Annotated in this window: 15 protein-coding genes and 1 pseudogene; 10 read left to right on the forward strand and 6 right to left on the reverse strand. The window is 68.5% G+C overall.

Features of this window, described 5'->3' with window-relative positions; all coding sequences use genetic code 11:
- Positions 1-565: helix-turn-helix transcriptional regulator (locus FLL47_RS38645; protein WP_144127649.1), on the reverse strand; the 565-nt coding region annotated here is incomplete at its 3' end.
- A gap of 366 nt (positions 566-931) precedes the next feature.
- Here FLL47_RS38645 and FLL47_RS38650 point away from each other — a divergent pair.
- From FLL47_RS38650 to FLL47_RS43400, 3 genes are all read left to right on the forward strand, one after another.
- Positions 932-1402, forward strand: coding sequence for a cupin domain-containing protein (locus tag FLL47_RS38650; protein ID WP_144127650.1), 471 nt, complete (start codon positions 932-934; stop codon positions 1400-1402).
- Between the two features lie 110 nt (positions 1403-1512).
- Positions 1513-2070, forward strand: coding sequence for a DinB family protein (locus tag FLL47_RS38655; protein WP_144127651.1), 558 nt, complete (start codon positions 1513-1515; stop codon positions 2068-2070).
- A gap of 79 nt (positions 2071-2149) precedes the next feature.
- Positions 2150-3097 carry a GNAT family N-acetyltransferase gene (locus tag FLL47_RS43400; protein ID WP_186316171.1) on the forward strand — a complete coding sequence of 316 codons (948 nt, stop codon included), beginning with the start codon at positions 2150-2152 and terminating at the stop codon, positions 3095-3097.
- A gap of 303 nt (positions 3098-3400) precedes the next feature.
- Here the strand turns inward: FLL47_RS43400 and FLL47_RS38660 are convergent, their stop codons facing one another.
- The gene (locus FLL47_RS38660) at positions 3401-3841 is read right to left on the reverse strand and encodes a MarR family winged helix-turn-helix transcriptional regulator (protein ID WP_144127652.1); all 441 of its coding nucleotides are present in this window, start codon (positions 3839-3841) and stop codon (positions 3401-3403) included.
- Between the two features lie 184 nt (positions 3842-4025).
- Here FLL47_RS38660 and FLL47_RS38665 point away from each other — a divergent pair, with 184 nt between their 5' ends.
- Positions 4026-5006 (forward strand): NAD-dependent epimerase/dehydratase family protein, encoded by a 981-nt coding sequence (locus FLL47_RS38665; RefSeq protein WP_186316172.1) that lies wholly within the window; start codon positions 4026-4028, stop codon positions 5004-5006.
- Between the two features lie 102 nt (positions 5007-5108).
- Here the strand turns inward: FLL47_RS38665 and FLL47_RS38670 are convergent, their stop codons facing one another.
- Both FLL47_RS38670 and FLL47_RS38675 read right to left on the reverse strand, forming a co-directional pair.
- Positions 5109-5834, reverse strand: coding sequence for an ABC transporter permease (locus tag FLL47_RS38670; protein ID WP_186316173.1), 726 nt, complete (start codon positions 5832-5834; stop codon positions 5109-5111).
- Between the two features lie 106 nt (positions 5835-5940).
- Positions 5941-6603: pseudogene (locus tag FLL47_RS38675) on the reverse strand (ABC transporter ATP-binding protein); the annotation flags it as partial.
- A 133-nt stretch (positions 6604-6736) separates the two neighbouring features.
- On the opposite strand from FLL47_RS38675, the gene FLL47_RS44540 reads away from it, so the two are divergent.
- Positions 6737-8758 (forward strand): sensor histidine kinase, encoded by a 2022-nt coding sequence (locus FLL47_RS44540; protein ID WP_144127656.1) that lies wholly within the window; start codon positions 6737-6739, stop codon positions 8756-8758.
- A gap of 192 nt (positions 8759-8950) precedes the next feature.
- Here the strand turns inward: FLL47_RS44540 and FLL47_RS38685 are convergent, their stop codons facing one another.
- Positions 8951-11371 carry a trypsin-like serine protease gene (locus FLL47_RS38685; RefSeq protein WP_144127657.1) on the reverse strand — a complete coding sequence of 807 codons (2421 nt, stop codon included), beginning with the start codon at positions 11369-11371 and terminating at the stop codon, positions 8951-8953.
- Between the two features lie 664 nt (positions 11372-12035).
- On the opposite strand from FLL47_RS38685, the gene FLL47_RS38690 reads away from it, so the two are divergent.
- Positions 12036-16415: a polymorphic toxin-type HINT domain-containing protein gene (locus FLL47_RS38690; protein ID WP_144127658.1), complete on the forward strand. Its 4380-nt coding sequence runs from the start codon at positions 12036-12038 to the stop codon at positions 16413-16415.
- Between the two features lie 11 nt (positions 16416-16426).
- Positions 16427-17098 carry a DUF6193 family natural product biosynthesis protein gene (locus tag FLL47_RS38695; protein WP_144127659.1) on the forward strand — a complete coding sequence of 224 codons (672 nt, stop codon included), beginning with the start codon at positions 16427-16429 and terminating at the stop codon, positions 17096-17098.
- Positions 17099-17208: 110 nt separating this feature from the next.
- Here FLL47_RS38695 and FLL47_RS38700 read toward each other — a convergent pair whose 3' ends face one another.
- Positions 17209-17505: a transposase family protein gene (locus FLL47_RS38700; protein WP_186316174.1), complete on the reverse strand. Its 297-nt coding sequence runs from the start codon at positions 17503-17505 to the stop codon at positions 17209-17211.
- 263 nt (positions 17506-17768) lie between these two features.
- On the opposite strand from FLL47_RS38700, the gene FLL47_RS38705 reads away from it, so the two are divergent.
- The 3 genes from FLL47_RS38705 (at position 17769) to FLL47_RS38715 (ending at position 20114) form a co-directional block, all read left to right on the forward strand.
- Entirely contained in the window at positions 17769-18767 is a 999-nt protein-coding gene (locus FLL47_RS38705) for an RNA polymerase subunit sigma-70 (protein WP_144127661.1), read from the forward strand.
- 149 nt (positions 18768-18916) lie between these two features.
- Positions 18917-19363 (forward strand): DUF6069 family protein, encoded by a 447-nt coding sequence (locus tag FLL47_RS38710; RefSeq protein WP_246159260.1) that lies wholly within the window; start codon positions 18917-18919, stop codon positions 19361-19363.
- 274 nt (positions 19364-19637) lie between these two features.
- On the forward strand, positions 19638-20114 hold the full coding sequence (locus tag FLL47_RS38715; protein WP_144127663.1) for a hypothetical protein: 477 nt from the start codon (positions 19638-19640) through the stop codon (positions 20112-20114).
- The last annotated feature ends 358 nt before the right edge of the window (positions 20115-20472 follow it).

Genomic DNA, 20472 nt, shown 5'->3' on the forward strand with positions numbered 1-20472 from the left:
GCAGGTACCAGCGGCTGTGGCGCACGACGACCGCCCACGGGTCGACGTCCAGCTCGCGCTCATTGCCGGCCTCGGAGCGATACCGCAGGCGCACCCGCCGGCGGTCCGCGCAGGCGTGCACCAGTTCGGTGGTGGTCTGTGGGTCGGGCCGGGCGGCACCACGATCGGGCGCCGGGGCGGTGGCCCGGCGTACCGCCTCGGCCTGGGCGGCGACCGGCTCCGGCAGCGCCCGCACGATCTTGCCCAGCGCGCTGCCGACCGGGCCGGTCGGGTCGCCCGCGTCGTGGTGGCCGTCGAGGACCGCCATCACCAGGCCGAGCGCCTCCGTCGCGCTGAACACCAGCGGCGGCAGCCGCAGGCCGCGGCCCACCCGGTAGCCGCCGTACGGGCCGCGGACCGACTCGATCGGGATGCCCGCCTCGCGCAGGATGCCGACGTAGCGGCGGGCGGCGCGCTCGGACACGCCCAGCTTGTCGGCGATCCGGTCGGCGGTGATGCCAGGGCTGCCCTGGAGAAGTTCCAGTGCCATCAGGGCCCGTGCGGTGGGGCTCGCGTCAGGTGTCACGAGGTCGTCCTTCCTGTACGCGGCGCCTATTCCGCGACCGCTCGGCTGATTCCGGTCGTGAAACGTCCGGAACCGAATCTAGCGTGCTGATCATGACCGACACGACCCAGGAGGAAACCGATGGAGATCGGCATGCTGTCGGCACTGGTGGCTCCCGCCCTCGCCAAGGAGCTGGCGAACAGCGCCATGCCTCATGCGCCGACGCGGCTGCCGATCGCCTGGTGGCGGCTCGGACGCCGCCTGCGCCGGGCGATGCTTCCTCACCCGACGCCTGGCCGAGGTGGCGCCAGACCCAACCTCGACCAGCACAGAGATCACATGAGTCTGTCTAGAAATCGAATCACGCAATACCGAAGGAGCCCTCCGATGACACTGGTACGCGCCGCCCAGGCCGAAGTCCTCGACGCCGACCCGACAAGCGTGATCACCCTGATGTTCGACCACGAACACACCGACGGCGCACTCACCAGCAACCGCACGCTGCTCAAGGACGGCAACGCCGGTGCCCCGCCGCACCGGCACACCCGCTCCGGCGAGCTGTTCTTCATCCTCGACGGAGCCCTGGAGATGCTGGTCGGCGACGAGCTACGCATCCTGCGCGAGGGAGACGCTCTGTTCGTCCCGCCGAACACTACCCACGCCTTCGCCCCAGCGCCTGGGCACGATGCCGACTTCCTGGTCGTCATCACCCCGGGCAAGCCCCGGTTCGACTACTACCGCCTCCTCGACCAGGTGCACAACGGCGAGGCTACCTGGCCGGAGGTCAACCAGACTCAGGATCTCTACGACAACCACTACGCCGAAAGCGCTGTGTGGACATGCCGCACGACTGATTAGAGGTTTCCCAAGATCTGTCCCACACCCGGCCAGGACCTGGCGCTTGTCCTGGCCGGGTGTGGGGATGCGACGAAGTGTGACCCGGCAAATAGAGGGGCTACGATCCGATCATGAGCGAGACAGCACCACCTTTTTCTTCGACGGTCGGTTCGGCTGAGGCCGAGTCACTGCTTTCGGTTCTTGAGCGCAACCGGCGAACCTTCGCCTGGAAGACGTGCGGGCTCGACGAGAAGGGCATGCGTGCAACCACCGCAGCCAGCTCCATGACCATCGGTGGTCTGGTCAAGCATGTGGCCCTGGTCGAGGCGGACTGGCTCGCCGTCAAACTCGCCGGCCAGGAATACGGGGCGCCCTGGGACGCCGTCGATTTCGACGCCGACCCGAACTGGGAATGGCGCACCGGCGCCGTTGACCCTCCAGGCGAGGTTTATGCAGTTTGGCGAGCCGCGGTTGCACGGTCTCGGGAGCTCGTGGCCGAGGTGATCAAGGAGCGCGGCCTTGACGGGCCCGCTTCGTTGACCTGGCCCGACGGCCGCACGCCCACGGTCCGCGTCATGCTCCTGGACATGATCGAGGAATACGCCCGCCACACCGGCCATGCGGACATTCTCCGGGAGGCGGTGGACGGTCGGGTGGGTGAAGGCGCCCCCAAGGACTTCACCTTCTGAAACCGCCTCGTCTGGCGGTGAAGGTCACAGTTGGTGTTGCCGGTTCCCGGCGGGTTGGCCCGATCCGTACCGTAACGGAATGAATACTCGATCGGCTACGGCCGCGGACCTCGACCGGGTGCTCGCGTGGACGGTGGAGGCCCCGGTGAGCTGGGTCGACGCGGACATGTATCGCTCGGAGGCCGCCGAGCGGCGGCACCGACCGGAGTGGACCTGGATCGCCGAGGACGACGCCGGCCGGGTGGTGGCACGCGCGGTCTGGTGGGGTCGCAACGACAGCGACCTCCCAGCCGTGCTCGACTGCCTGTCGGTCGCCGAGTCGGTGGCGGATCCCGTAGCGGTCGCCGCGGATTTGCTGGACACCGCGCACGCGGCGTTCGGCACACTGCCCATGTATCAGATCAAGCTCGCCACCAGGTGGGCCGACGATCCGCGCACGGCCGCGGCCGTGCTGTGGCGGCGGGAGGCGGCGTACGCGGCGGGTCTCACCCACGAGGTGCAGCGGTTGCAATACGAGTGGCGCCCAGCTGACGGCGTGCCCACGTCAAGCGGACGGCTCGTCTTCAGCCCTGAGCCCGACAACGCGGTGATGCTTGACGTTTTCCGACGTGTCGCAGCGGGCAGTCTCGACGCCGAGACCCGCAGGAACCTCGCGGCCGTCGGCGCCGAGTCGACCGCCCGCAAGGAACTGGCGTTCTATCTGGACGCGCCGGGTGATCGGAGTTGGTGGCGACTGGCATACACGCCGGACGGTCAGCTCGCCGGTCTGGCCATCCCGTCGGCCACCCCGTACGGGCCGAACGTCGGCTACCTCGGGGTGCTGCCGGAGTTGCGGGGCAACGGCTATGTCGGCGACATCCTCGCCGAGGTGACCCGGTCGCACGCCGAGCGCGGCGCCACCCGAATCACGGCCACCACCGACCTCGGCAACGCCCCGATGGCAGCGGCCTTCGGCCGTGCCGGGTACCGCAATACCGAGGCCCGAATCGTACTTTCGGTGCCCACGGTGCCCTACGCCGATCAGTAGATCGTCGGATTCTGCTCGCTGACGAGGTCGGGCCCGTAGCGCCACGGCGTCGCACCCAAAGCAGCGGCGATTAGCTCTCTGACCAGCGCGTCCGCGTCATGCCATCGATCAGGAACCGGTCTGACGGGCGCAACGCGGGTCGGACGGATTCGGCTGCCCCGCGGCGAGAGATTTCTCCAGGGCAGTGTCAGCCGGGCAGCTCATGATCGGGGTGCCGCCTGGCGGGACGCGATCGACGACCCGGCCGACCTGACGGGTGTTGCCCAATCTCAGCGTCTCGCCGTGGCGACAGCTCCGGGGACGTTATGGGCTGATGCGGGCGGCGAGACTGTGCAGGGTGTGCACCTCGTCGAGGGTCAGCGGCCCGGCGAGGTGGGCGCGGACGGCCGGAGCTAGCACCTTGGCGGCCCTGTCCAGGGCGGCTAGGCCGTCATCGGTGAGGACGGCCTCGGTGCTGCGCCGGTCCGAGCGTGACAGCTCCCGAGTGATGTAGCCGGCATCTTCGAGGCGGTTGGCCAGTCGGCTGATACCGCTTTCACTGAAGCCGACCGAGCAGGCCAGATCCGTCATCCGTTGCCGCCGTCCAGGTGCGGCGTTCAGGCGCAGCAACACCTCGAACCAGGTCAGCGGCATCCCCGCACTTTCCCGGGCCGTCTGTTCCAGGGCCCCGGTGACCTGTTGAAAGGCGCGGACCACCTCGCCCCAGGCCTGCATGTACGGGTCGCTGAACGGGTCGGCTGCCATACCGACCAGATTACCGCCCTCAGCAAGTATTTGCCAACGCACGAATCATGTGCGATGGTTGCCATCGCAGAAGCTTGCAGACGCACGCATCTTATAAGTCAAACGTTTGAAGAGAGTGGCTATGCCGACTAGCGCGCACACACGATCGTCTGACCGTATTGCCGCCACCAGCGAGGAGAGCTCCGTGAACCCGCTGCCCGCAGCCACCCGCACCTACGTCGTGCTCGGCGCCAACGGTGGCGTCGGCTCCCACCTGGTCGACGTGCTGACCGCCGCCAACCGCCGCGTCCGCGCCGTCAGCCGCGCGCCACTGCCGGCCCACCGCAACGTCGAACACATGTCGGCCGACCTGCGCGACGCCGACCAGCTGCGGGCCGCCATCGACGGCGCCGACATCGTCTTCCACGCAGCCCAACCGCCGTACACCCGCTGGCCACAGGAATTTCCCGCCCTCACCAACGACATCGCCTCGGCCACCGCATCCGCCGGCGCCCGGCTCGTCCTGGTCGACAACCTCTACATGTACGGACCCACCACCGCCCCGATGACCGAGGATCTGCCCTACGCCGCCACCGATCCCAAGGGCCGCACCCGCGCCGCCATGGCCACCTCCCTGCTCCAGCGTCACCACGCCGGTGAACTCGACGTCGTACTCGCCCGCGCCAGCGACTACTACGGCCCCCGGGGCGTCAACAGCGCCGCCGGCCAGACCCTGTTCGACGCCGCCCTCACCGGAACCAAGGCAAACCTCATCGGCTCACTGGACCAGCCACACAGCTGGTCTTACCTGCCCGACATCGCCGACGCCCTCGTCCGGCTCGCGGACGCCCCCCACTCCGGCGGCCGCGCGTGGCACCTGCCCGCCGCCGAACCACTCACCCAACGCCAACTCGTCACCCTGGTCTACCAAGCAGCCGGACACCGGCCCCGCATGGCCGCCCTGCCCGGCGCCATCCACCGCGCGATCGCCACCGTCCACCCGATGCTCCGCGAGCTGTACAGCACCCGCTGGCAGTTCACCCACCCCTTCACCACCGACTGGACCGATTACGCCACCGAGATCGCCGCATTCACCCCGACCCCACACACCCAGGCCGTCCGCGCCACCCTCACCTGGTACAGCGAGCGTGCCGGCGTCCCTGCCCGGCCTACCGAAGCTGGATGAGCACAAGACACCAACCAAACCCACGGTGCGGACCTAGATCAACTATGTCCGCACCGTGGTGTTACCGGCTCGTAGATCGGCTTCGCACCTCCTCCCCAGCGACTACTGCCAGCGGAAGAAGCGGACCGCGAGCGCGCAGGTGATCACGGCGTACACGGCCGTGACGGCGAGGTGCAAGGGCTGGGGCCAGTCGCCGGCCCACGCGGCCTGCATCGCCTGGGACGCGGCGCCCAGCGGCGTGAAGTCGGCGACCTGCCGCGCGCCCTCGGGCATCATCGGGCCGGGCGTCCACACCCCGGCGAAGAACAACATCGGGAAGTACACCAGGGTGCCGATGCCGGCCGAGGCGCGGGCGTTCGGGGCGACGGCGGCGATGAGCAACGCGACCCCGGTCATCGCGGCAGCGCCCAGCAGGTACGCGACCAGCAGCGCAGGCCAGTTCTCCGGGCCCCGGCTGCCGAACGCGACGGCGGCCGTGACCATCATCAGCGCCGAGCCGACCAGCAGCGCGGCCACGTTCACGCCGAGCTGTGCGCTGATCAGCGCCGACGGTTTGACGGGCGTCGTCGCCAGCCGGCGCAGCACGCCGCGCTCGCGGTACGCCGCGAGCACGCCGAGCAGCGTGGTCATGGTGACCGTGCCGATCGCCAGGGCCAGCACCACCGGCAGGTAGAGATTGATGGGCAGCTCGCCGTCGAAGTCGGCCGACGGTTCGCTGAACGCCGGGATGGCGTTGCCGAGCACCAGGATGAGGATGGTGGGGAAGGCCAGGGCGAAGAACGCGCCCACCGGATCACGCAGGAACAGGCGTGCCTCGGTACCGGTCATTTGGGAGAGGGCAGACATGTCGGGCTCCTGCTCAGCTGGTGTGGGAAGGGGTGGTGGCCAGGGCGAGGAACGCGTCCTCAAGGTTGGCGCGGTAGCCGTCGACGTCACCGACGCCGGCGATCAGCCCGGCCGGGGTGTCGAGCGCGGCCAGCTCGCCGTCGACGAGCACGGCCAGCCGGTCGCACAGCCGCTCGGCCTCGTCCATGAAGTGAGTGACCAGCAGCACGGTCACGCCCCGGTCGCGGATCGCGCGGATCAGCTTCCAGATCTCGCGCCGGGCGCGCGGGTCCAGCCCGGTGGTGAGCTCGTCGAGGATCGCCACGCGCGGATTGCCGACCAGGGCCAGCGCGATCGACAGCCGCTGCTTCTGCCCGCCGGACAGCTTCGCGTACGGCATGTTCACGTGCTCGGTGAGCCCGACCGAGGCCAGCAGCTCGCGCCAGTCGGCGGGGTCGGGGTAGAAAGAGGAGTACAGCGCCATCGCCTCGCCGACGCGCAGCCGGTCCTGCAGCTGGCTCTCCTGCAGCTGCACACCGACCAGGCCGCGCAGCTTCTCGTGATCGCGCCTGGCGTCCAGCCCGAGCACGGTGACGTCCCCCGCGTCGGGGGTACGCAGACCCGCGATGCACTCGACGGTGGTGGTCTTGCCGGCGCCGTTCTGGCCGAGAATGCCGAAGATCTCGCCCTCGGCGACGGTGAAGGAGATGCCGTTGACGACGGTACGGTCGCCGTACCGCTTGGTGAGTCCGTGGACTTCGATGACTGCCATGCCGAGAAAGTTATGGCCGCCGTCCTCGGCCCGGTATGACGCTGCATGCCGAGTGCAGGTGTGGTTACCCCCACCCCCGCCGGGTGCCTTTCATCAGTGCGCCGAGCGCCGCCCATCGGCGACGATGGCGGGCATGATCCGGTCGTACGCCCTCGCCCCGCTCCGCGGCCTGCTCCTCGCGCTGCTGGCGGTGGTCGGGCTCGCCACCTCGCTGCCGCTGATGATCTCCATCGCTGCGGTGGTCACCTACCCGGCAGTGCTGGGCACGGTCCGGGCCATGACCGGGCTGTCGCGGCGGCTGGCCGGCGACTGGGGCCGCACCGTCGTGGAGCCGCCCTACCGCACCGGGACCCCGCCGGTGCCGACGCAGCGCATGGACGGCTGGTACGAACACCAGGGCCAGCTGTACAAGACGCCGAACTACCCACGGTTCTTCCTGCGCATGGAGTGGCTGACCGAGGACCCCGCAACCGGCCGCGACTGGATGTGGCTGCTGCTGCTCGGACCGCTGGGCGCCCTGCTCGCGCTGGCCGGACCAGCGCTGCTCGTGGCGGGGGTGCTCGCCGTCGCAGGTGTCAACGCGGCCGGACGGGCGACCGCCGCGGCGGTGGGTCTGCCGGAAACGGCGCTGACCTGGTGGGGGCTGCTACCGGACGGGCCCGCCTGGCAGACGGCCGCGGTCGGGGCCGCAGCAGCCGTCACCGGGCTGCTGGCCGGTCCGGCGCTGCTGCGCATGCACGGCCGATGGACCCGGCACTGGCTCGGGCATGCGAGCCGGTCCTGGTGGCACACGTCCGGTTTCGGGGCCTGGCTCAGCCGCGGCGGGCACGACACCTGGAAGGCCATGCTGCTGCTCGGGCTGTCGCTGACCGGGTTCGGCGTGTTCCTGCTGACCCTGCTGCTGACGATGGTCAGCGGCGGGTTCGGCATCGCCTGGCTGGCGTACGCGACCCGCCCGATGGTCAACCACTACCGGCGGCTGTGCGCGACCTGGGGCGGCATCGAACTGCCCGACCCGTACCGGCCGCGCGAGCCGGTGGCGGGGCCGGACCCGGACGGGCGCTACCGGGCCGGGCGCACCCTGTACGCCACCCGCGACGGCGCCCACCGGGCCGGTTTCTTCCCCTGGATCCTCGGCGACCCGGCGACCTGGCGCGACCTGCTCTGGATGGCGACCGCGCCGCTCGTCGCGCTGGCCGCAGCGGTGCCCGGCGTGCTGCTCGGCATCGGCTACTTCGGACTGTTCTGGCAGGCGCTGTTCTGGCCGCTGTGGGCGGCTCCGCTCGGTCTCATCGCCGACGTGTGGATCAACCCCTGGTACATGTGGCAGCTGGTCACCCTGGGCATCCCCGCGGCGGCGGCCGTGCCCGGCTGGGTGTCGGTGCCGATCGGCCTGGCCGCCGGGCTGCTCGGCGTGCTGCTGGCCGGACCGGTGCTACGCCTGATCACCGGGTACGCGCGGCTGCTGCTGGCGCCGGGACGCTCGGCCCGGCTGGCACACCGGGTCGAGCACCTGGCGCAGACCCGCGCCGACGCGGTCGACGCGCAGAGCGCCGAACTGCGCCGCATCGAACGCGACCTGCACGACGGGGCACAGGCCCGCCTCGTCGCGGTCGGGCTCAGCCTCGGCGCGGTCGAGCAGCTGATGGACCGCGACCCCGAAGCCGCTCGGGCACTGCTGGCACAGGCCCGGCAGACCTCCGCCGCCGCCCTGTCCGACCTACGCGACCTGGTCCGCGGCATCCACCCGCCGGTGCTGGCCGAGCGCGGCCTGGCCGACGCCGTACGCGCGCTCGCCCTCGACGCGGCGCTGCCCGTGCAGGTGCACGCCGACCTGGCCGGGCACCCGCCCGCACCGATCGCCACCGCGGCGTACTTCGCAGTCGCCGAGGCGCTGGCCAACGCCGCCCGCCACGCCGGGGCCCGCCGCGTGGGCGTGGACATCCGGCACGCGGGCGGGCAACTGCGGGTCACCGTCACCGACGACGGCCGCGGTGGCGCCGACCCCGCCCGGGGCAGCGGCCTCACCGGCCTGCGCCGGCGGCTCGCCACCTTCGACGGAACGCTCGCCCTGCACAGTCCGCTGGGCGGCCCGACCGTGCTGACGTTGGAGATACCGTGCGCGTTGTCCTCGCCGGGGACCGCTACCTGCTGAGGGGCTGATCCGGCTGCAGGAGGCGAACGGGTGCACCGTCGCCGACGACGAAGCTCCCACCACACGCTGATCTTGGAAGATCTTGTGTGTAGTGGGAGCTTCGTTCATGTCACCGCCGCCACGTCGCAGCGTCGCCAACCGGTAGCCGGCGTGTCGGCTGTGCTTTCAGGTCGAAGCAGGTGTTGGTGTTGCTCACCTCTTCCAGTAAACCCCTCCACCCGGTCCATACAGGACCAGGTTTCCGTCGGATTGGAGCGAGAGGCGGTCGGCTGCCGTCCCAGGGGTGACGCTGTGCCAGACGGCCCGGCCGTCGGGTCGGTAGACGACGAGGTTGCCGTCGGTTTGCAGGACGAGGCGTGAGCCGGGGTTGTTGTCGGTTCCGCTGCTCCAGATGGGCGGGCCGTTGGTGATGTACAGGACGAGGTTTCCGTCCCATTGCATGTACATCTCGTAGGCGCCGTTGTTGGAGCGCAGCCGCTGGCCGGGTTCCAGGGTGTGTCCTCGGAGCAGCACCGGGGGCCGCCAGTAGATCTGCCCGTCCGGTCCTTTCACGAAGAGGTTTCCGTCGGACCGGAGCATGAGGCGGTCGGCTGGTGTCCCGTGGGTGATGCTGTGCCAGAGGACTTGACCGTCTGGGCGGAGGACGACGGGGTTGCCCTCGGCGTTCATGAGCAGGCGCGAGCCGGGATTGCCTCCGGTTCCGCTGTCCCACACGACCGGGCCGTTGGTGACGTACAGGACGAGGTTTCCGTCCCATTGCATGTACATCTCGTAGGCGCCGTTGTTGGAGCGCAGCCGCTGGCCGGGTTCCAGGGTGTGTCCTCGCAGCAGCACCGGGGGCCGCCAGTAGATCTGCCCGTCCGGTCCTTTCACGAAGAGGTTTCCGTCGGACTGGAGCATGAGGCGGTCGGCTGGTGTCCCGTGGGTGATGCTGTGCCAGAGGACGTGACCGTCGGGCCGGAGGACGACCGGGTTGCCCTCGCCGTTCACGATGAGGCGTGAGCCGGGATTGCCTCCGGTTCCGGTGCTCCAGAAGGGCTGGCCTGCCTGAGACAGGACGAGATCTCCGTCTGCTGCCATGCGCAACTCGTAGGCGCCGTTGTTGGAGCGCAGCCGCTGGCCGGGTGCCAGGGTGTGTCCGCGGAGCAGCACCGGAGGCCGCCAGTAGGTGTGCCCATCAGGTGCGTTCAAGATGAGGTTTCCGTCGGGCCGGAGATTGAGGCGGTCGGCTGGTGTCCCGTCGGTGCCGCTTTCCCAGAGGGGGTGACCGTCGGGTCGGAGGACGACGAGGTTGCCGTCGGTCTGCAGCAGCAGGCGTGAGCCGGGGTTGCCTGCTGTTTCGCTGTTCCAGACGGGCTGGCCCGCCCGGTTCAGGACGACGTTGCCGTCTGCTGTCATGTGCATCTCGTAGCCGCCGTCGTTGGAACGCATCCGCTGACCGGGCTTCAAGGTGTGTCCTCGCAGCAGCACGTCCGAGATCGCCTGCTGGTCCACCCACTGACCGAGATCGTCGACGCGGATTTCGACGGCTGTGCGGTCGGTCGAGGTCGTGCCAAGGCAGCCGCCCTGGGTGGACCGGCTGTGCACAGCGACGAGTTGGCTGCTGGTGTTGACGGCAGGGCCGCCGCCGTCGCCCTTGCACAGGAGCCCGGCGGTCACGTCGACGGCAAGCGTGGTTTCGGTGACTCCCGTCGTGGTCACGGTCGCCGCCTTCTGCGCGTCGGTGACCCACAGGCTGTCGGTGCGCCCGTATCCCAGGGCCTGCAGCGAGTCGCCGACGCTTTGCGCTGTCGTCGCCAGCGGGACCGGCGCGATGTCGGCGATGGCGACAGTGAGCCTGGCCAGGACCAGGTCACGATCGGTGCGCGGCGTCAAGTGGTCGATCGCGATCGGTGCATGGCCTGGGAAAGTGATCTGCGTCGGAGTGGCCGGTGCGCCTGCGGCGACAATCGGCTGGTCGGGGTTGTCGGCGAAGCAGCTGGCTGCGGTGAGGACCCATTGGGGTGCGATGAGGGTGGCGGTGCAGCTGTGCTGTCCGGTGGCGAGTTTGCCGACGGCGGCGTTGGTGCCGGTGACGGGGGCGGGGCCTGCGCCGGTGCGTAGCTGCAGCAGGATCGTGGGCGGGTTGTCGGGGTCGGCGCCGAGGCCGACCTGGGTGCTGCCGTCGGGGTCGACGTCGACGGTGATCTCGTCGCCGGTCTCGGTGGTGAGTTCGGCGGTGACGGCGTGTCCGGTGCCGGTGCGCTGGCCGTCGCCGCGGATCTCGTACACGCCGGGGACTTCGAGGTTGAGCCAGCCGGCGGCGGCGTTGACTTTGAAGCAGATCCGGCCGATGCCGTCGGCGCCGATGGTCTCGTCGGTGGTGTAGACCTTCAGTAGGCCGAAGTCGCCGGAGGGCGGCGTGGCGCAGTCGGCGATGACGATGTGCCCGTCGCCTGCGAGCAGTCGTACGTTCTGTGCGGCGAGGATCGCCGCCGCCCCCGGGTACGCGCCGTCCTCCACGAGCGATGGCAGAAGCGGATCGGCGTGGGCGGGGCTGGTCACCGCCATGGCGCTTATCGAAATTCCGAGAATGATGCCGCAGGCACCCGCGCGGCGATGCCGTGATCGCATGTTTTCCCCCGTGTGTTCGTCTGATCCAGAACGTTGGCGACGGGACGCTAACGGCTGGCTTCGGCGAGCGTCAATGAACGATGTGACGGTTGCACAGAAGTGCAAACAGACACATCGTCGATGTGATCAGGCGCGGGTGTGACCCGTCCGCAGCGACGTGCTGCGGTTGAAGTGCCTGGTGGAGCGCCTATGCTGAGGAGCCGTTCGGCGCGATCATCGAGGTGCCGTCGAGTCGATCAAGGCGACAGCCCGGTGAAGATGCATCGATGACAACGGCGGCTGCCGTCTAGCCAGACGGGATGCAGTCGCGTGCCGGACACTGAGGCTATTTCAACCTTATAGCCGTGGATGTCGCGGATTGATCAAAAGCAAGTAGTGTCCGGGCAGATTGGAGGCCGGCTGTCGCACCAGCGGGCGTGGTCTCCCGGGGCATTCCTGGTCGTCGGGCAGTGTTGCGCTGTCCGCGTGGCCGTTCTGTAGGTCTATTGGGATAGTCCAAATGCGATCGAAAAGCCCTGTATCGGACCAGGGCGGGCCCGATTAGGTTGCTGTGCTTGGGTTGTCAACGTTCGGTTGCCATGTGATGATCCCGTGGTGCTTGAGGCGATGATCTTGTCTCTCTAGTGCTTCCTTCTGAGAATGCTGAGCGGTTTCGGGGGCTGCGATGCGGCTAGATGTGCGTGCACACGTTTCTGCGATGGTTAGATCGCGGCGCCGGGGTGCGAAGCGCCTTTGGGTAATCGTCGCGGCGTTCATGGTGCTGATTTTGCTGGGCAACCTCATGCGGGTGACGCCGGCGAGCGCGGAGGATCCGGTAGCCGCTGATCGTTCCCAGGTGGTGGCGGCATGGCGCACCGGTGGGGCCAAAGTCCGTGCGGCCGCCGAGGTGGCGCTGCTTGGCTCGGACACCCTGGTGGGCGAGTTCCTGGCGACCGGATGGTCTGCCGCGCAACATCTGGATCGGCGCGACGCCCTCGTGCGGATGATCGCTGAGAGCGGACCGTCTATGCGCGCCGCAGCGCAGCGGGCGTTGGACGCCGATGCCGCCGGCGATCAGAATGCCATCGCAGAGTTCGTGAACATCGGGTGGCAGACGCCGTCGGACATCGACACCAGGCTCGCGGTCAACCAGTTGATGTCCGCCTCCGGCCAGCAGGTGCGCGAGGCCGGCCAGGCGGTGCTCGATGCCGAGGATCCGCAGGCGATGCGGCAGTTCCTCGATTCCGGGTGGCATGCTCAGTGGAACACCGACCAACGGCTGCGGGTCAATCAGGCCATGGCCAGCGGCGGTCCGCAGGTGAAGGATGCCGGGCAGCGGGCTCTTGACGCTGGCACGCCGGAGGCGCTGGAAGGGTTTCTTGTCTACGGGTGGGCGGTGGCCTCGGCCCGCGACGAGGAGACCGCGTCTCTGTCGGATCTGCTAGCCCAGGCACAGGCCGCAGGAGAGGTGGCCGCGCAGGAGACGAAGAACGCCACGACCCAGGCCGACCAGGCCAGAGACGCCGCTAACGCGGCTCGGCTAGCTGCGCAGGAGGCCGCGGCGGCGACGGAAGCGGCCAGGGACAACATGGCTGAGGCGGAGGCGCAGGCCAACCGCGCCGCTAATGCCGCGACGCTTGCGGTGCAGGCGTCACAGACTGCGGTGAAGGCGGCGGCCGCGGCCGCCCGAGCCGCCCGGAGCGCATCCACCGCGGCCGCACGCGCGGCGACGGCGGCGGCCAAGGCCGGAAACGCGGCCGCTGAAGCGTACAGATCGGCCACTCATGCGGTCACCAGCTCGTCTCAGGCGGACGCTGCCCGGCAGAAGGCCGAGCAGGCCATGGCCGCTGCGGCCCGCGCCCGAGACCTTGCCGCGGTCGCTGACCAAGCCCGCACAGCGATCATGGCGAACGTCGAGGCAGCAAGGACGGCCTTTCAGACCGCCGTTTACACGTTGCAGGCCGCTACGGCCAACGAAGACGCGGTCCGGTCCGTACAGCAGGCAGGCGGCGACGCCAAGGCTGCGATCGCGGCGGCCGCGCGGGCGCGGGCGGAGGCTGAGCGGGCGGTCCGGGCGACCAGAGCGGCCGAGGCTTACCTGAACGTGGCTCTTGACGCCACGGCCAAGTCCCGCGACGCGGCTCTACGCGCGGCAGCCAATGCCGAGGCGGCCGCGGCCGCGGCGATGGATGCCGCCGAACATGCCGGACAGGCCGGTGACGCCGCGCTGAAAGCCACCGCGCACGCCGACGCCGCCACGGTCGCCGCGCAGGATGCGGTAGACGCCGCGCTCCAAGCCGGTGCAATATTCGAGGCGGCCCGCACAGCCGATGCCGAACGACTGGCAGTGGAGCGTGACCAGGGTCTCGAGGAAGCGCGGATAGCCGCCACCGCTTACGAAGCGCAGCAACAGGAAGCCAACTGGGACATCGATGCCGCCGCCAAGCGCGACGCGCTGGCCAATCAGTTGATCGCAGAGGTGCTGAACCCGGCAACCGAGCCGACCGAAGCCGTGGCCTCCGCGCGCCAGGTGGCGCTGATTCTCGCGACAGGGCAGGGCGCGTGGACTCAGCAAGGTGCCCTGGCCGCGCTAGCCGGCTCAGATGCCCAAGTGCTGGCATTCGTGCGGACCGGCATCGCCGTGGCGGCCGCCGCCGACAACCGCATGGCCGTCATGGAGTTGACCATGACGGGCAACACCGCACTTACGACCGCTGCCAACAACGCCCTTGCCGGCAGCGACGCCGCCGTGGCCACGTTCCTTCGCACGCAGAACTACCCGGGTCGCTACACCGCGGATCGGATGAAGGTCAACCAGATCCTGAGCGCGGCTATCAACGCTGGCGACGTCGTGCTGGCCCAGATGGCGCAGCAAGCCCTGGACGCCGAAGACCTGCGCGCGCTCCGCGACTTTCTCGACACCGGGCAATACACAGCCGCGATGATCGGCGAGCGGGTCATGGTCAACCAGATCATGGCAAACCCCGCGACCGGCCCCGAGGTGAAGGCTGCCGCGCAGATCGCCTTGGACGGACCGGCACCGGCGCTGCGTCACTTCTTGAGCACCGGCCAGTACACGGCCGCTGAACGCGACAACGAAGCCACCATCCACCTGGCTACGGTTGGCGGGATCCTCGCCAGGATCAACGAGGCCGCACAGACCTCCATGCAGAACGCGCAACTAGCGCAGGAGCTCGCCGCGCGGGCCCGAAATGACGCCGACCAAGCCAACGCCTATGCGCAGCAGGCTCAGGAATCGGCGGTTCGGGCGTCGGGCTACGTGGCGCAAGCAGTCGGCTTCGCCAACCAGGCCGCCGCGTCCGTCGGCAAAGCCGCTGCCGCAGTACAGACCGCCCGCAACGCCGCCACTGCGGCCAACACGTCGGCCCGCTCCGCGATCCGGTCGGCGACGTGGGCGATCACTTCGTTCACGCTCGCTGTCGACGCCGCGAAGAACGCGCATGCCGAGGCGACCCGGGCGCTGAAGGCGGCAGAGGCTGCCGGTCTGGATGCCGAGGCCGCCCAAGCCGCGGCCGATCTGGCATTCGCCTCGTACAAGGCGGAGCGCAACGTCCAGATCGTTCAGTGTCAGCACGACGCCTCCAACAAGGCTCACGCTGCCTGGGAAGAGTACTTTGGCGATCCCGACAGCCCTTGGTACCAGAACTGCGTTGCGAACTTCATCGCCGACCCGAAGGAACTTGCCAACCGCGCTTACCGCAACGCGGGAATGTGCTTCTACCCTGCAGGTAGCCAGGCATTCCAGGACTGCCTGCACTCCGTGCTTGACCCGGGGTTCGTCAGCGGGCAGGTGCTGAACGTCGTCAACCAGATGCTCAAGCTGGCGACCGGCGTGGTGGCGTTTTCGGCGGTGGCTTTGGGTCTTGGCTGCCTCGTGTTCGCCCCTTGCGGCGCAGCGGCCAGTGCCCTGATCACGCTCGGCCAGGTCGGCTTCGAGGCCTACAAGCTCATCAACGGCGATCAGAGCATGTCTCAGACGCTGCTGAACCTCGGCACCATCGCGCTCGAAGCGATCGTTTTCGCCGGCATCGCCAAACTGGTCAGTTCTGGTTTCCGGGCTGCCAAGGCGGCCTATGCCGCATACAAGGCCGGAGAACAGGTCCGTGCCCAGCTGACGGTGCTCAACCTGTCCAGGCTGCACATGGAACTACTCAACCGCCTGAGGACGTGCGTCGGCGGTCACAGCTTCGATCCGAACACGCCGGTCGTGATGGGCGACGGAAGCAACCGGCGCATCAGCGAAGTCCGGGTCGGCGACCAGGTGCTGGCCACCGACCCCGCAACAGGCCGCACCACCATCGAACCCGTCACCCAGCTGTGGCGAAACCTGGACCGGCAACTGACCCGCGTCGAAGTGCGAGGCGATGACGGCGGTACGGGTACCATCCGCACCACCCCATCCCATCCCCTCTGGGACAGCACCACGGCATCGTGGGTCGACGCGGCCAAACTCAGCCCCGGACACCGGCTGTTCACGGCACCGGACCGCACGGCGACGGTCACCGCCGTTCGCACCGACCGCACAACGGCCGTCATGCACGACTTGACCGTGGCCAACACGCACACCTACTACGTGTTGGTCGACGGAATCCCCATCCTCGTGCACAACACCACGCCTTGCTTCAAGCTCGCCCTCGGGACGAGGGGGATCGACGAGGGCAACACTCACGAGTTCGCACGGGTTAAAGGACTACCCCACTACCTGGATCTTTCAGCGGACGAATGGGAGGGGCCCGTCATGCTAGCGGTGCAGGGGCCGCTCGGCGGCATAGCCACGGTCGAACTTCATGTCAATCTAAGAGGGTTCAAGGGCGATAACCCCATCGAACAGTTCCGGCTCGCGGTGATAGCCGGGAGTGTGAAAGCCACCGCCAAGGCGACGCAGCGTGAGATGGCATGGATCGCCATGGCCGTCATCGACGGCAGGCGCGAGTGGTCCTCGGTAAAATTCTATGACAAGAACTGGAACCTCCTCACTCCCGAGCAGATGCCAGAGCCAGACTGGAGATCGATGGGCCTGCCTCTCTACTGGTTCGACGACTAGAGGTGAACGACATGTCGAACGGATTGAACACCGACCTCTACCCGGACGTGACCGAGGCGGGAGACCTGGCACGGGCCATCGAGAAACTGGCGCTGCTCAACAAGATCGATCTAGGGGAGGTGACACTTCCCTACAGCTCCTATGCCCCGGCACGCATCAGCGCAGGCCGCGGCCGCATAGGCGTTGATCTGCGTCGCGATACGCGGCTGTACCAGATAGCGATTGCCGGGGATAGCCATAACTGGGCTTCGGGCGAGACCGATCAGCTCCTGGAGGTGGTCAAGGTCGCCGAAGCGTGGCGCCGCGGTGCAACGCTTCGCGAGCTGAACGCCCAGTTCCCCTTCATGACCTACACACCCATGGCCCAAGCATACGAGGACGGCACCCATGTCCCGTTTCAATGGGACAGGCTCCTCAATGATCCCGACCTCGACCGCATCCGGCCGCTGATGAGAGCAGCGCGTGCCCATCCCCAGCTTCGTGAACTGTTCCCGACAGTTAGCCACCTGACGCTTCTACGACTCGAAAGAGACCCCGCTGACCAATCCGCGGGACAGATACACATAGTCCTCACTCGCAACGGCGATTACAGGGTCGACTACAACGGCGAAGACGAACAAAACTTCCCAACCATCGACTCGGCAATCCAAGCGGCTGCCTCCATCGCTGGGCCCGTGACCTGAACGGCTCTTACAAGATTTCGTAGCTCATGATCGTGGCGGTGGGTGAACCGCCCCAGTGCTGGTGGAGACCTCTTTCTTGAGAGGATCACCCCTATGCCGAAGCAGTGAGGTCATTTCATCCTGATCGGTGTCGATGTCGCGCGGTGTAGGGCCAGGATGGCCTGCGCGATGGCGCCGGTCTTGCTGACGGTGCAGCGCACGCGGGTGAGGATCTGCCAGCACTTGAGCGTGGCGAAGCCACGTTCGCCCGGAGCTCGCACAGCGGCGTGGCGGCGGTTGTAGGCCGCGGCCGCCGGGATCAAGGGCGTGTCTTTGCCGGCCCGCTTGCGGTGCACCCACCAGCGCTTGTGCTCGCCGGTACAGCGGACCCGGAAGGTGGTGATGATCGTCCCGTCGAGGACGGTCACCTTCCCGTGCCGTCCGGCCAGGACCTCATCCAGCTGTTCAGTGATCCGAAGGCTTCCGTCACGTCTGATGGACAGGCGTTCATCTTCAATCGGTTGCGCCGTGCGAGTGACGATATCCGGATGAATTCACGGACACGCGGGACATGATCCATTGGTGTTTGGCGACCGGGCACCCCGCCATGCCGACCGACCCCGGTGATGAGTTGTCGCGCCCGCACCCGTCATACCTACGACAGGACACGACGAGGCGGAAGGATGACGAGATGAGTACGGACACTGGGCTGGAGGAGCTGGGCGTGAGCGGACTGGGCGAGGTCGACGAGCCGGCGTTCTCGGAGCTGACGGAGCGGCACCGGCGGGAGCTGCACGTGCACTGCTACCGGATGCTCGGTTCGTTCGAGGACGCCGAGGACACCGTGCAGGAGACGTTCCTGCGTGCCTGGCGACGGCGGGAGACCTACCAGGGGCGGTCGACGTTCCGGGCCTGGCTGTACCGGATCGCCACCAATGCCTGCCTGGACCTGCTCGCCAAGTGCCGCCCGGAGCCTGCGACCGGCGGCGAGGTGCTGTGGCTGCAGCCCTACCCGGACCGGCTGCTCGACGAACTGCCCACCGGCGACGCGGACGACCCGGAGACCGTCGCCGTCGCCCGGGAGACGATTGAGCTCGCGTACCTGGTCGCAGTCCAGCACCTCGCTCCGCGCCCACGGGCCGTGCTGATCATGCGGGACGTGGTCGGCTGGCCGGCGAAAGACGTCGCGGAGCTCCTCGGGGACTCCGTCAACTCCGTGAACAGCGCCCTGCAGCGGGCCCGCGCCGGCATGCGGGAGCATCTGCCCGCCGAGCGGCAGGACTGGACCGGCGGCGAGGAGGACGCCGGGACACGCGAGCTGGTGCGCCGCTACACCGACGCCAGCGTGGCCACCGACATCGACAGGCTCGCCGCCCTGCTGCGCGACGACGTCCGCTGCTCGATGCCGCCCACGCCGGGCCTGTACGTCGGCCGCGACACGGTGGTCAACGACTGGATCGAGAGCGGCTTCGTGGGTATGACGGGCCTGCGCACTGTCCTCACCTCCGTGAACCGGCAGCCCGCCGTCGCCTTCTACCTCTGGCAGGAGCAGGAGGGTGCGTACCTGCCGTTGACGATCGACGTCCTGCGTGTCACCGGCGGGGCGATCACCGAGATCCTCACGTTCCACGATGACCAGTTCCCGCGGCTCGGGCTGCCGGAGCGCCTGTCGGCGGACGACACGGAGTAGTCCCGGCGTGGACCCTCGCGCTGCGCTGTGGTCGTGGTGGAGTCGCGCGACGCGTTCGGCGTCGTCGCCCCCAGGGCCGGGACCGTCACCTGCCGGTCAACGCACCCCGTACACCAGTCATCGAACGATGGAGGAACGCCATGAACAGCATGAATGACACCGGGGTCGACGCGGGACCGGCAGCGAACCAGACCGGCCACCCCCGCCGACTCCGCGGGCTCGCCGGCATCGGCTTCATCGCCACGCTCGCAGCGATGGCGGCCACCACTCTCGCCGCTGCGCTCGCCCAGGCCTTTGGCGTCGACTTCGAGGTCCCCGATGGCGGCGAGACTATCCCGTTGGCCGGTTTCGCCGTGGTGACCGGCTTCTTCTCGGTCGTGGGCGTCGTCATTGCCGCCGCTCTACTGCGTTGGAGCGCTCGCCCCGCCGAGCGATTCGTGTGGACGGCAGTGTCGCTGACCGCGATCTCGTTGGTCCCGCCCCTCCTGTCCGGGGCAAACACCGCCACCACCACCGCCCTCCTCGCGCTACACCTCGTCCCCGCGACGGTGATGATCCCCACCCTGGCGCGGGGCCTCCGCACCCGGACCGCTTGACGATCCCGCTACGTGACAAAGCGCGGCACAGAGGCGTGCGCGAGCGCCCGAACGCGGGCTCCGGAGCTGCCAACCTCCATTCCAGGTCTCTTGCTTGGCCGATTCGGGAGTTGCGTCGGCCGCGGACGGCATCGGTGGATGCGGAGCCCGGATGCGCGGCCACTTCGGACGGTGGGCAAGCGTCGGTTCTGCGCGGCGTATACCGGCCTGGCTCGTTAGGTGCATTCTCGTTAGTCTGCTCCTGATTGCACGAAACAATGCAAAGGAGCCAAAAGTGTTCGTACGACGGTTGGTGCAGGCAGGTGTCGCGATCGGCATGCTCGCGGTCTCGGTGCTCGGGCTGAGCTCACCCGCGAACGCCGTCCCGACGAGCTTCGTGGCGAAGGCGGTCCACGCGGGCGGCGCAGGCAAGCTCGCCGTCCAGGCGACCGGTGGCCTGACCTGGTACAACCGGTCCGTCACCGTCACGTCGGTGAAGTTCTACGCCAGCCCCGGCGAATGCGGTTACGTCGCCATCTGGGCATACGTGGGCAACGCCGATGTGGATCACAAGTTCTACCCGTCCTCCGGTAGCTACTGCGGGGGCAGCACGGGCAAGTGGTTTACGGTCGGCAACGTCCCGCTCGACGGCAGCGCGTACTCGGGCGGGATCACCGAGGTGTACATCGTCGTCTTCGACGAGACCCACAGCGGCCAGGGCTGGGCCCTCTGCGCCCGGGCCAGCTTCGCCTGCTCCACCGCGCAGATGTGATCCTCAAAGTATTGTCCTGAGGACATCGAACGCCGCGGTCGGCGGACGAAACGTGGAGCCGACATTCCCGCCGGGAGGCGACGGCTGGCAGGCATGGGACGCCAGCAACGATCCACTTGGGCCGGCCTCCGCTTTGATCAAGCGGGGGCCCGGCTCGCAAGTGGGCCTGGCCCGAGTCCCGGTGGGGCTCCGCGGGATGATGATCCGCAGCGATTCGGCAATCGTCGACGTCCGGCCCGTCCATCCGGGCGACGGTCGACGATCATGACGGGCATCTGGCTCGACGTGCAGGTTCGGCCGAAGGCCGCCATACAGCTGCCCGTCGGGACGTCCGCCGCCGAACGCGGTGCGCCGTTGC

The organism is Catellatospora sichuanensis, assembly GCF_007483665.1.
Classification (GTDB): Bacteria; Actinomycetota; Actinomycetes; order Mycobacteriales; family Micromonosporaceae; genus Catellatospora; species Catellatospora sichuanensis.